Origin of the sequence: Oceanobacillus sp. J11TS1 (assembly GCF_018333215.1) — a bacterium.
Lineage (GTDB): Bacteria > Bacillota > Bacilli > Bacillales > Amphibacillaceae > Oceanobacillus.
Map to the genome: position 1 here is coordinate 104636 of NZ_BORO01000004.1, position 12660 is coordinate 117295.

Annotated in this window: 12 protein-coding genes; all 12 read right to left on the minus strand. The window is 39.2% G+C overall.

Translation table 11 applies throughout. The features are described from left to right. Positions 1-54: 54 nt before the first annotated feature. Genes KI343_RS04920 through KI343_RS04975 form a run of 12 tightly spaced genes read right to left on the minus strand, consistent with a single transcriptional unit; the run spans position 55 to position 12641 of the window. A complete protein-coding gene (locus tag KI343_RS04920; protein WP_212925325.1) occupies positions 55-318 on the minus strand; it encodes a hypothetical protein in 264 nt (87 codons plus the stop codon). Next, entirely contained in the window at positions 315-761 is a 447-nt protein-coding gene (locus KI343_RS04925) for a hypothetical protein (protein ID WP_244856735.1), read from the minus strand. Before KI343_RS04925 ends, KI343_RS04920 begins: the two co-directional genes overlap by 4 nt. Continuing rightward, positions 758-4957, minus strand: coding sequence for a phage tail spike protein (locus tag KI343_RS04930; RefSeq protein WP_212925326.1), 4200 nt, complete (start codon positions 4955-4957; stop codon positions 758-760). The genes KI343_RS04925 and KI343_RS04930 overlap by 4 nt, the downstream gene beginning before the upstream one ends. A 39-nt stretch (positions 4958-4996) precedes the next feature. Then, entirely contained in the window at positions 4997-5800 is an 804-nt protein-coding gene (locus tag KI343_RS04935; protein WP_212925327.1) for a hypothetical protein, read from the minus strand. Next, on the minus strand, positions 5797-6504 hold the full coding sequence (locus KI343_RS04940; RefSeq protein ID WP_212925328.1) for a phage tail family protein: 708 nt from the start codon (positions 6502-6504) through the stop codon (positions 5797-5799). The genes KI343_RS04935 and KI343_RS04940 overlap by 4 nt, the downstream gene beginning before the upstream one ends. 1 nt (position 6505) lies before the next feature. Further along, positions 6506-10387, minus strand: a complete 3882-nt coding sequence (locus KI343_RS04945) for a phage tail tape measure protein (RefSeq protein ID WP_212925329.1) — start codon at positions 10385-10387, stop codon at positions 6506-6508. Between the two features lie 41 nt (positions 10388-10428). Then, entirely contained in the window at positions 10429-10674 is a 246-nt protein-coding gene (locus KI343_RS04950) for a hypothetical protein (protein ID WP_212925330.1), read from the minus strand. Continuing rightward, entirely contained in the window at positions 10671-11006 is a 336-nt protein-coding gene (gene gpG / locus KI343_RS04955; protein WP_212925331.1) for a phage tail assembly chaperone G, read from the minus strand. The genes KI343_RS04950 and gpG overlap by 4 nt, the downstream gene beginning before the upstream one ends. Beyond that, on the minus strand, positions 11006-11605 hold the full coding sequence (locus KI343_RS04960; protein ID WP_212925332.1) for a major tail protein: 600 nt from the start codon (positions 11603-11605) through the stop codon (positions 11006-11008). Before KI343_RS04960 ends, gpG begins: the two co-directional genes overlap by 1 nt. Further along, positions 11606-11938 (minus strand): hypothetical protein, encoded by a 333-nt coding sequence (locus tag KI343_RS04965; RefSeq protein WP_212925333.1) that lies wholly within the window; start codon positions 11936-11938, stop codon positions 11606-11608. Beyond that, positions 11935-12339 carry an HK97-gp10 family putative phage morphogenesis protein gene (locus KI343_RS04970; RefSeq protein ID WP_212925334.1) on the minus strand — a complete coding sequence of 135 codons (405 nt, stop codon included), beginning with the start codon at positions 12337-12339 and terminating at the stop codon, positions 11935-11937. The genes KI343_RS04965 and KI343_RS04970 overlap by 4 nt, the downstream gene beginning before the upstream one ends. Then, entirely contained in the window at positions 12336-12641 is a 306-nt protein-coding gene (locus KI343_RS04975; protein ID WP_244856737.1) for a phage head closure protein, read from the minus strand. Before KI343_RS04975 ends, KI343_RS04970 begins: the two co-directional genes overlap by 4 nt. Positions 12642-12660 lie beyond the last annotated feature (19 nt).

Sequence of the window (12660 nt, forward strand, 5' to 3'; positions counted from 1 at the left end):
CTAACTTTAAAACATGAAAAAAGACACCTCGATGAGATGCCATAAAAAATAAGCCTATTCGGCTTTTTCTAATGAATCTTTATACGCTTGTACATCCTCAATAAATTTGGTGGCATCTGCGATAATCTTATCAGCCACAACTTCTTTTAATTTGTCTTTATCGTCCTTGCTTGCCTCATATTGATCGTTTGTAATATTTACAGGCTGAGTTGAATTAAAATCAAATCCATTTCCAATATAGTTTAGATTAACGCCAGTACAAGGCTTGTCAAATCCATCGTTGTATTCAAAATTAATACCTGTAATTGTTATTCTCATTCTGCATTCTCCTCTTCGTTTTTATTTTCTTCTTCCTCATCTATCTTAAATTGATCGCAAAGATAATCATAAATTTCACTGGCTTCCCCTTCGTACTCTTCCTCTTCAAACTTGCGGAGAATATCCTTCATGGTACGAATCATCTCACGATTATCGCCCCCTTCAATAACAATCATTTCGTCATTGAGTTCTTTTAAATCCTCAGCAAGAGCCTTTTGATCTTTTACCTGGTAATGATCATTTTTGATAATCGGCTCCCCATCAGCATCTTTTTCGGAATGCTCTTTCAAAATTTCTTCCCTTTCATCCAGGACAGCTTTATTTTTCTCATCTAAGAGATTAATAAACTTCCTTCTCATGCGAGACTGCTTTCTTACAAGACTTAAATCATATAAAAAATTAATTGAACCAACTATTTTACCTTTTTGAATTTCTACCATCATGCTACTTTCGCCTCCAATTTGTGTATTCTTTCTTTGAGTTTAGCTATTTCAAAAGCTGTATCCTCAATATGATTACTGACTTTGGTATCCACTTCTTGAATGGCCCGAGTGTTGTACATGGTGAGAGCGTTGATATTGATCTCTTTACCATTCTCGCGCGCTATATCTGGACTATCTTCTGCGATTACACCAATCTGAATACCTGCTTCCGGGTCTGCGATCCATTCGTAATTTACAATGTCTAACCTGTTGATTACATCTAATCCTTTGCCGGTATAAGGTTGGATATTCGTTTTTAAATCGCGACTTGAGGAGGTGTTAAATTCTCTTGCTGTCATTGGTACATGGGTTCCGCTATTATACCTTGTTGCTCGGACACCACCGTTCCCTTGTATAAAAGTTTCGCCACCTTGGTGAGTTAATCTCCCACCACTTTCAAGTTGTACAGCATTAACACGGATGTCGCGATAGGTACTACTCAAATCTTTACTCATTACACGAAGTTCGCCATCTGTACCAACGTAAGCGTGAGTGGATTGTGTAATAAAACCAGTACCCCAAAATTGGCGGGCGAACACACTCCGATAAATAGGATTTAAACTCCCCTCTGCTGTTCCTTTGGCTACAACGTGTAAAGCATTATCCATACCTAGCCACATAGAAGATGTAGTCGTGATAAAGGAAGTTCCATAGTAGCTACTAGCTCTTACATCACGATAAATATATGAACCGTCGGGCTGTTGGAATCCAGAGGAAGTAATTCTTAATTCTTTATCCGTGCCGATATAGCCGTTTGCGTCTGGTTTAAAGCGATATCCTAGTGCTCGTATTGGCCGATAGGTATAATTACTAGCTACACCATCACTTGGAATTTGATTAACGTCTACCACCCTAGCCTCGTTGTTGCTGTCAGGTGCTAAATAAACGTTAGCGTTCGAAGTTCCAAGTGCTGCACTTGTTACAAGCAAACTGTCGGCTCTAAATCTCACGCTACCGCCGGCATTATAGCCGAATAAGCCACTAGGATTAATATGCACGTACCTGCCATTATTTTGCATCAGTCGTACATTACCACCAGTGATATCCATAGAGTCACTGCCATTAGAAGAACTAAAACGACTTCCGTAAATATCCAACCCTCGTAAATTAATAAGAGATACTTTCCCTACATCCAATGTACCTGCAGTAATTTTCCCTGCATTGATAGATGTTATATTGGCATCTTTCACTCTGAAGGAGCCATTGACGGTCGTATTTCCATCCAAAATAAGCTTCTTACCGCTGATTAAAATGGATTCGGTCGATAGATTAATTTGATTGATAATATCGTTTTTTTGCACCCTGAGATTGATAGCAGAATTAATCTGACTAATCTTAGAATTAGTATCTGATTCAAGATTACTAACCATGCTCTGCAAACTAGATGCTGTCTGCGTAAGAGTATTAATATCTCCCTTTGCATTTCTTACATCGGTCTGCAACGTATTCGCCAGTTGTGTAACAGACGTGATATTTCCCTCCGCATTGCCTACTCTCGTTTGCAACCCTTTGGCAGTTTGAGTAACAGAGCTTATATCTTTTTCTGCGTTTCCAATACGTGTTGCAAGGCTGCTTGACGTTTGACGCAAAGCGCTTATTTCGCCTTGTGTACTCTGCATTTTTACAGAGAATTCCTCGGCTGTTTGGGTGAGTTCGGATTTGCTTGCCATGTCTTCGGGGGCAGGTGCGTATGACGTCATCTTTGAGCCTTTTTCCAATTGAACATTTGCAATCCTAAACCAAGTAGACTTAGCTGTATTAACCGTAGAACCAATCATTGGATAAGCGTTATCGTCGCTCCACTTGGAAACGAACGTCATTGTATATTGATAGACATTATAGGTGTAACTGCCATTAATCGCTTGTCCTAACAACTTTTTCGAATAGCCTTGAGTATCAACTCTAAACCCTACACCGTTGCGTAAAATTAAAGTGTAGTCGAAATCGGTGTTTATATAAGAACTAGTAATTCCAAGAAACGATAATGTATAGGTTTCTCCTTCGATAATTTTAAACTTACTACCCAATAAGGTCGTTCTTGCTCTGTCTCCAACAGAAGGATTAGGCACGGAAAAGTAAACGAATGGTATATTTTCAAAACCACCTAACGGACTACTGATTTGACGACTTTCTACGGGAGACGGAGTCCCCAACTTATCAACGTTATCTTGCTGCGAAAAATCAGTATTTGTTAGTAAGTTTTTTCCGCCAATCTCCAGTCCTTCTAAATCATCCTTAACTCCCTTAATCGTACTTTGCAAACTAGATGCAGTTTGCGTCAATTGAGACTGAGAAGCATACCAACCATCAGCCTGTCCTTTGGTGATTTTGGTGTCAATCACTCCAGCTAATTGCGTAACAGTTGATTTATCAGCCTTATCGTTAACTTGTGTCTGCAGGCCTCTTGCGGTTTGCGTAAGCGTGCTTAGTTCACCCTCCGCACTTTCTATACGCCTGCCGTAGCTTGTGGCAGTCTGCTGTAAGGTACTGATATTCCCTTCTGCATCTAATACTCTAGTACGTAATCCTTGCGCAATCTGGGTAACGGAAGTAATGTCACCAGTGTTTTTATCGACCACTTTACTTAGCGCATCAGCCTTATTAAATGCGCTGTCCGCTCTTGTTATAGCATTCTGCGCCTTATCAAAGGATTCTTGAGACTTATCGACTGCATTCCTTGCTTCCTTACTGGCATTGCTAGATTGAGTTAAAGCTTCCTGTGCTTTATCAAATCCATCTTGAGCTTTTTCGATAGCTTCGTTCGCATTACTTGTAGCAAGATTTGCCTTATCCACTGCCTCCTGTGTCCTGTTACGTGCTTCGGATGCTGATTCCTTTGCCTCTTTGGATTCCATATCAATAGACAACTGCCACTGCACGCCGTCATAAATATATGTTCTTGTATATTCTCCATCTACAATACGGAACCACATATCGCCTTTAATTAGGTGGTCGCCTGTAGGTTCATCTGGTCCATAATAAATGGTGTTTTTCCCATTGGCTGCACGAATAGCTTCATTGGATTTTTGCTCATTCCTGTTTATACGTTCACCAATAACACCAAGATTATTGGCATTTTGATTAACGCTGTCCGTGAAATTGGCTTTAATATTACCAAGCGATACCTTACGATTCTTTTCCGCAATGGAATCATATTCAATCTTCACAACGGTGGCTTTTAAATCAAGACCCATCTTGCTGTGACCGACAGTGACAGTATCACCCAATCCAACAAGTTCAAGAGCAGCAACATCTTTATATTCCTCTGTCTCCCACAAGGGTTCGAACTCGATTTCCATTGATACAGATGGTAGGTCTTTTCCCTTACCTTCGTTGCTAAAATAATCTTTGTAGGCATTGTATAAGTCTTGGCTAGTTTCAATCTCTTCCTCACTGCTTGCATCAATAGGAAGGATTTTAATATGCGTATACTTATCAATGTTTGGACTGTCGATATACTTACCTGTTATTGTAATCAGTCGTTCCGGTTCTTCCTCAGTTGCTTCCACATATTTAAATGGATAAATACGAGTGACCACATTGCTATCATCAAATGTAGCCTGTAAACCAGTGAGATTCTTTTTATAAAGTACCTTAACACCATCATCACTGCCTCGCCTACGGTGCATAATCAAATTAAAATTATCACGCTCAATCTGTCCGCCCCAGTGATCTAGAATGGACCCATCAATACCAGCTATCATTTGTAATGGATTGGTACGATACAAGCGTGTGCTGGATGTTGTTGTATTATTAGTACTCATAATATTAAAACAAGTTGGATAGGCAAGGTTAAATTGTATAGCTTCCATAGCCTGCCTGGTAGTCATATCATTTAATATCAGCTTTTCGACAAAGTTGTCGGCCAAGTCATACGTGATATGCTGACCGTTAATAATAATTCTGTCTGCAGTATGATCTTTCACGTGGCTATAAATTCTAAATAGCTGCGGCTGCTGCTTGTCGTTCGCTTTGGCTTTGATAATCATGCCATTACTGATTTGGTCAGCTAAGAATCCATCTGCATCATATTCAATGGTAATTTCAGATAGTCCATTCAGTTCTTCTTCTGGATAAACAGTGATTGCATCACGCAAAAAACCAATTCCGTTGTGAGCGAAATTGGTTTCATTAGATTTATATAAAATTGGATACATGTTTTACCTCCTTTCGCTCAGACGTAAAAAAGACACCGCTTATTTGGTGTCTTTAGGAATAGATTCTTTAAATTCGATTACATTATCTATTAATATTGTTAACGTCTCTTGATATTTTTCTTGTAATTCTTTCTTTAAGCTCTTTTTGTCAATTATGTCACGGTTTTTATTCTCCAAAAAAACTAGACTATATTCAAGTGAAGAATTAATTGTTACTAATCTTTTTGTGATATCATGTGGGATAAATATATGATAACTATTTATATAATTAGAAATTTTATCTGATACAAACGACTTTTGATGTTGAAGAAATTCAGCATACGATAAAGAATGGTCTTTTGCGTTATCCTTACCACCTGTACTAATATTTTTTATTTCAATATTACTACTTCTGAATTCTGGACCAACGTATTTGTTAAGGGTATCTTTTAATTCTTTTAAAGTGATATCTTCAGAATCTGGATCCAAATTATCACTAAAATACAAACCATCACTTAAAAACCCTCTTTTGGTTATTAAAATTTGTAAAAAGTTTTCTAACACGCCTGCTAATATGTGGTGCTCCGTTGTTAATAAATCCTTATATTCATTTAACTCAACATTCCTTTTCTCTTTTTCAGTACGTTTTTTAATGAGCAAATCAAGAACAAAAACAGTAATGCCAAGCATAAATAAATTAACTATTAAGCCATTTAGTGCACTTTCAATATCAATACGATTAATAGTAAATGCTTTGTGAAAAATCCATATTAACATCACAATAATAAAAATCCATCCTATTACTAAACCTTTATATAAATTCTTCAATAAAATCACCCCAAAAAACATTATACTACATTTCACACCCACCTCCACCTAGGATTAATTTCTAATTTACTTATTGCACCACTATATTCCACCACATTATTCCCATGCTGAAAAATGGGGAAATCACCAACCATGTGATTATTCAGATTGGTGATATTACCTGTGGTTTTCCTATAAGCGTTCATGAGTTCAGAATCAATCTCAATGGTGCCATTTATATTAACAATCTGTATTTCTTGGCCATTAACAAATATCTTGCCGTTACCGCTGCATGTCGCTTTGATATACGGCTGTGATTCGTAACCGGGATTATTAAATACATGTCTCCCTGTAATTGTTTGCATGGGATTTGTTTCATATTGAAAAGGGGCAAGAACAAAATGAACAGTAAACTCTCCAAACTGTAATACTAAATTCTCTGCATCCTCAATAGAAACAGATTTAACACGATAATGAACATCCCCATCATCCTCAAAAACTAAGGTTTGAGCTTGGAATAATAATATTTTCGCTTGTCGAAATACCTTTTTAAACGATTGATCAGCTAAGATGGTGAAATGGACAGATAAAGGTATATCCTTAAATCCATACTTTTTAGTAAGGGATCCATGCCTACCTTTTATATCAATATGCTCTATACCCTCCTCTGGTGTAGGAACAACAATTCTCCCTTTTGGTTTAAATCCGTATTCATCTGTTTGGAATCCGTTAATTTTTAATTTACTTGCTCTGCTAGTCATCCTAACCACCCCATGCTGCTTTTTGCCGATTACCGATATTACTTAATTCTTGATTGACAGTTGGTGAAACAGCCTTACCAACCGTATGTCCGTCCATCACAATAACCTGCCCCTGTTTAACACCGTTGGCGATATCTTTTAATAAAGAAATCACAGTCCCTGTATTTGCAACACTTTCATTAATAGTGTTCAAGGTTCGTTCCGCTTCACCAGGCTGTCTCGCACCAGTAGCGTAACCAGGAACAGTTGGTTTTTGCATATTATTAAGAGCACGAACAATCTTTTTACTCTCGTCATGGGTAAATACCTCATAACCTCTAGGTCTGTCGTACAAGCCAAAGTTAAGCATTTCCCAACGATTGCCCATGCGACCAAGTTCCCAACCTTCTTCACCTGCGAGAAAGCTGCCACCTTTATGACCACCGGTGGGGGTTCCTTTTGCGTACCCAGCTATTGCACCCACTATTCCTTTTGCGGCATTAGCCACAAGATTTATTGTTTTCGTAACAGGTGAGCTTGCTCGCCGATTAAGTGATGCAATAGAACCATAATCATCAACCTTAACTGGTTTACCTGCTCTCAATTGAGCGCGCACATGTAACCTGTCCAACGTACCATAATCGTTGGCTTCTACCGGTTTAATGACTCCAGACATTCCAGCTAAATCAATAGCGCGAACAGTTCCGTTGTCTTTCGCGTTAACATCTTTGTCAACATCTTTACCTGCTTCTGCTGTTCGCTGCTCTTCAAGCCTTATTCCTGTTTGAGTTTTATCATTGTTGCTGTCGATTCCGTACCCTTGGCCTTCAATTGCGTCTGCGCCCATGTCGATTTTGTCTTTTACTTCATTCCAAAGTCCAGTTTCCTCTAAAACTTGCCTAAGGACACTATCATTATTTGATATTTTATTGTCTATGGAAGAAACTTGGTCGTTAATTTCATCTGTTGTGGCACCTTGTTGCTTCAAATTCTCAATTAAATTGGAACGTTCTTCTGCTAGTTTTTCATTTTTTGTTTTTATTTGGTCAAGAATATTACCTTCTTCGACATTAATGCCTTCTAACATATTAAGATTGTTCTTGTGCTTATTTCCTTCCTCACCAAGCAAGTCGAGCTTCCCTTGAACCAGGGAGTTGATATCGCTATACATTCCGATTTCTTCATAAATATAATCCTTTGCCTCTTGCTGCTTTCCTACTGTTTCAGATAGCTTATCGTACCGAGCTTGTTCTTCTTGAGAAAGAGAACCATTCGCTTCTAATTTTGCATCGAGAGAAGCTAATTCTTCTTGGTTTTTCGCAATCGATTGATCTAATTGTTCAAGGCCTTTTGCTCCTTGTTCATTAATCCCAACTTGTTGCAATACAAGATTGGCCATTTGTTCATTTAGCTCATTAATTTTGGCGAGTTCTTCTTCAGATTGAGCTATCGAATCTCTTTTACCTTGGATTTGCTCTTGGATATGAGCTATGGCTTCAACATATTTTCCATCTTGTATGTCCATTAGCGCCGTTTCTTCTTGAGCTAATCTAGCTTTTTCTTCTGCACTTAAATTAGTATCACGATATAGCTCATTGATCTCTTTGCGACGGTCGGCGATTTCTTGTTCACTCATATTGTGGGCATCAGTATACAGGGTCATTGTCTCAAGCAAACCATTTAATTCGTTTTGAGCTTGGGTAATATCGTCTCTAATTTGCTTTTCTTGCTCTAATGCTTTGGTTCTTTCGCCCTCAAGTTCGATTAATGTAGCCTCATGAAGCGTATTTATATATTCTCTAACTGCATCCGTATTCTCGGCAAATTTATTCCCTGTTTCAGATACGGAAGATTGGACTTCCGGAGACTGATTGATGATTTCCTCGTTGGCAGACCATAGTTTCTCTAATTCTTCCTTTGAGAGACCGCTCTTTTCTGCCAACTTATCATATTGTTCTTGGAGCGCTTGAATCTCGCCAGGATTACTGGATTCTGCAATTCTCTTATTCAAGTCGTTCATTAATGCCAATTCTTCGTTGCTAATCTTCGCTTTTTCTGTTAATTTATCAAACGTATCTGCACTGTTTTGCAGTTCTACAGCCTGATTACTTATTGATTCAGCCAAATCCAAATTAACTTCTTCCGCTTTCTTGGAATCCTTATAAAAATCATAGATTGCTAAGGATAAAGCTCCAACCCCAGCAATAGCTAATCCAACGACACCAGCCTTGCCCAATAAACCGATAGATCCCGCTAAACCTGCGCCACCAGATTTCCCGATCATTGTAGCAACAGATCCACCAAGTTTCAGCACGCCACCGAAAGCTGTAGTTAAATTCCCAAGAACAACGGAAGCAGGACCAACTGCAGCTGCTAAAGCAATTAAACCTAAAATGGTTCGTTGTTGCTCTTCATCCATATTTGCAAATGATTCTGCACCAGATTCAATTTTTTCAATTAGTGGCTCCGCAGCGTCAAGCGCGCCCATTAAAGCAGGAATCAATGCATCTCCCATCGTAATAGCAATATCCTTTAATCTGTTCCACAGGATTTTTATTTGAGATTCCGTCGTAGCGTAACGTTGTGCAGCTTCATCACTTAACGCTGAATTTTCTTCCCACGCTGCAGAAGATTGGTCAACGGCTTCTGAAAGCAAATCACTAGCTCCAGCCAAACGTAAAATTGTATCGGATTCACGTATCCCTTTAATGCCCAGGTCGGTTAAAATGGATGTTAAGTTCGCCCCTTCATCCGAGGAATCGGAAAGACCATTAATAAATAAATCAAGAGCGCTAATCGGATCATTTTTCCATGCATCAGCAAATTCTTTTGATGATGTTCCCGATGCTTTAGCAAAGCCTTGTAGCGATTCACCGCCTTCATCCACTGCAGCATCTATTTTCTTTAGCACTGTAGTCATGGCAGTACCACCAGCTTCTGCTTCAATACCTAAACTGGACATTGTAGCTGCAAGAGCCATAATCTGAGCTTCGGACATTCCAACCTGGCTACCTTGCGCTGCTAAACGCATTCCCATGCTGACTATTTCAGATTCAGTTGTAGCCATGTTATTTCCTAGCTCAACAACTGAAGATCCTAAGCGATCAAAAGCGTCTTGAGGCATGCCAACAATATTTGCAAAACGAGCAAACTCAGTAGCTGCCTGTTCTGTTGTCATATTCGTCGCTTCGCCCAGATCAATGATAGTCCGAGTAAAACCAAGGATTGAATCATTTTCAATACCGAGCTGTCCTGCGCTTTCTGCAACGGCGGCTATTTCAACAGCAGACGCCGGGAGTTCTTTTGCCATGTCGCGAATACCGCGGCTTAATTTGGCATAACCTTCCTCGCCCATATCAACTGTTTTACGGACACCTGCAAACGCAGACTCATAATCAATAGCAGCTTTGAGCATCGCAGTACCACCAGCAACAATTGGCGCGGTGACACGCATGGTATACGACTTACCGAAATCAGTCATACCTCTTCCAAAGTCTTGCATCTTGTTGCCGGCATTTGTCATTTGTTCGCCGACCTTCGTCCAAGGGCTTTCTTGACGACGTAGTTCTTCATTAAGATTTTTCAATTGCTGCTCCGTCAAATTCATTTCAGCTGCTGCACGGTTATATTGAGCGGCTAAATTTTGCGTTTGTACGGCATCCTCGCCTTTTACAGCTTTCGCTTCGTCGTAACGGCGCTTCAATTCCCGAACTTGCTCTTGTTGTGTCTTAAAACGGCGTGTAAGAATGTCGGATTGCTCACGCATACCTTTTAAACTATTGGTATAATCTTTTCCACCGGATTGCGCCAACCGCATTTCAGAACGCAAACCTTTTAAGTCTCGTTTGAATCCTTCTAACGATCTATTTGCTCCATCATCTTCCCAGGACAGCCTAGTTCTCAATGAACCTATATCTTTTGTAGCCATTTATGTGTCACCTCCTATCACCAAATGTCACTTAAGTACTGCTCTTTATCTTGCGGATTCTTGGCATTCGTTTTTATTTCTTCTTCTGCCTTTTGAACTCGTTCAGAAAAAAGAGCATCAAAAAAGTGGACATCCATCTGATCAATATCAGACATCGTCCACCCTGTTCTTTTTATTTCTCCACCGTACGCAATACTAGGCGGTGGGAACATTAAGTTTTTATACATAATCATAAGGGAAGTGTACAGCTCACTAGCCGTCACTCCCCCTTCAAGTTTCCCTCATCATCAACCTTTGTTTCAGAGTTCTCTGGTACTTCTCCAAATACAGCTTCTCTTAACTTTTGATAGAAGTACTTATCACTGACGCCTTTAAATAATTGGTCTACAGTGAATTTCCCTTCAAACACAACATCAGCTAAAATGGAAGCCATCTCTGTTTCCTCATCTAGTTGTTGCTGTGCTGTCGGGCGGTAGTTTTCTCCTTTTTTCTCATTCTCAGCTTCAATCTTTAAATACATCCGTTTTGCTAGAACAGGGACTACCGGAGCTGTAAATGTTTTTAGTTCTCCATCAATGTGAATTTCTATATGCATTAGCCTTCAACCCCTCCGCCGCCAGTACCGGGTTTGTAATCACTATCAATTACCTGGTCAAACCAATCTTTAAAAATAGTCTCGTCTTTAACTTTAGGTGACTTGTCCCATAGTTTATATTTTTCTTTTCCATCATTAAGACGTGGCACTGACTCACCAGATAAGTTAGGTGTTTGATAAGTTGGAGTTTCCTGCAATGTTTCTTTATTTTCTTCTGCAGGAGCTAGTTTTACACGATAAATCCAAAAATACTCATAACCACCTCGTGCACTTAATGCACGGCCACCAATAGCAATATAAGGAGGATCATCATTAATACTATCTGTAAGACCTCCATTGTCATCTAAAGTCTTTCCTAAAATATCAGCTTCCACTTCTTCTTCCAAATATGCAGTATTAAGAGTAACTGCAGTCGGACCTTTTGCAGCGTCAGAAAATAAAACCCCATCATCCGCACGCAAGTTCCCACGGTTCACTGATGGTTGTAAATTCAACGCCATGGCTGGACCTAACTTTTTAATTTCACCATACGTTGTTTCCGATTCATTTTCTTCAGTAATTATTGCATAATGTAGATCTTTTAATCCTTTAATAGCCATTTAATCTTCCTCCTTTGATATATAACTAAATCGAATAATTCTTCGATACATTTTCATTTCTTGTTCATAGGTACCTGATTCAAACATTCTGCCGAATCCGGCTTTCTTCATTTCCTTTTTAACTTGTTTTACCAGAGCATTAAAATTACCAGCTGAGAAAACATCTACTTGGTAAAAGTGTTTTGTCCACATTTCTTCATCTTCTGCATTAATCCATGGAGATTGATTATATTCATTGAAGATAATGTAAGTCGATTCATCACCTACATAGGTTCCTTGTGATGTAGGGGCAAGAGCCTCTAGTGTATCTTTGACTAATTTATCTACACTCATGACATGCCAAGCCCCCTTTGAAATACGCCAACATATTGATCGAGAATATTTGCTTTGTTATTTTCATAAACAACGGATACTAACGGTTTAGGAGCAATAAAACGCTGTGCACGCACATTCCAAAATCCGAATTCATGCATGTATAGGTAGAATCCTGGTGCTTGGGCCCCGCCTTTTGTACCCACAAACAACTCATGATTTGATGGGTCCGTTCTGGTAATAGACCCCTGCGCCTCTCCAGATCTCCTGGTTAATCCATGAGAATAAACCTCGGAAGAAATTTTTTCTTTCAAAAAGTCTCCTCCTTTTATTAGAGCTTCATCCTTTAAGTCCTCTGCGACACCTTCTATTTTTTCTATTTCTCGAATCAGCTCATCAATACCATCAAATTCAATATTCATGAAATCACCTTCAATCGAACAGACATTGTCTTTTTTAGTCCGTCATCATCTTCAATAGATTCAATGCTGTGCTCTTTTCCTCTCCAAGTGACAATAAGATTGTTTGGGCGTTTTTCATCCGATAGTTTTGGTTGATAGCGAATTTGAAAATCTCTCATATTTTCATTATTCGACGTGGCAGCTGCATAAAAAGAGCGACCTTTTAATGTTTTCAGGCTCGCCCAAGCTCTCGTATATTCAATTGATTCAGTAATAGGAAATCCTTCATCATCCGTACCTCCTGCAGGCAGTTGAAATACCAATCTATGCCTCAGATCTCCT

Excerpts from the sequence above, each read along its gene's own strand:
- KI343_RS04920 (WP_212925325.1), bottom strand. The coding sequence starts at position 318 with ATGAGAATAACAATTACAGGTATTAATTTTGAATACAACGATGGATTT.
- KI343_RS04925 (WP_244856735.1), bottom strand. The coding sequence starts at position 761 with ATGATGGTAGAAATTCAAAAAGGTAAAATAGTTGGTTCAATTAATTTT.
- KI343_RS04930 (WP_212925326.1), bottom strand. The coding sequence starts at position 4,957 with ATGTATCCAATTTTATATAAATCTAATGAAACCAATTTCGCTCACAAC.
- KI343_RS04940 (WP_212925328.1), bottom strand. The coding sequence starts at position 6,504 with ATGACTAGCAGAGCAAGTAAATTAAAAATTAACGGATTCCAAACAGAT.
- gpG (WP_212925331.1), bottom strand. The coding sequence starts at position 11,006 with ATGCATATAGAAATTCACATTGATGGAGAACTAAAAACATTTACAGCT.
- KI343_RS04960 (WP_212925332.1), bottom strand. The coding sequence starts at position 11,605 with ATGGCTATTAAAGGATTAAAAGATCTACATTATGCAATAATTACTGAA.
- KI343_RS04965 (WP_212925333.1), bottom strand. The coding sequence starts at position 11,938 with ATGAGTGTAGATAAATTAGTCAAAGATACACTAGAGGCTCTTGCCCCT.
- KI343_RS04970 (WP_212925334.1), bottom strand. The coding sequence starts at position 12,339 with ATGAATATTGAATTTGATGGTATTGATGAGCTGATTCGAGAAATAGAA.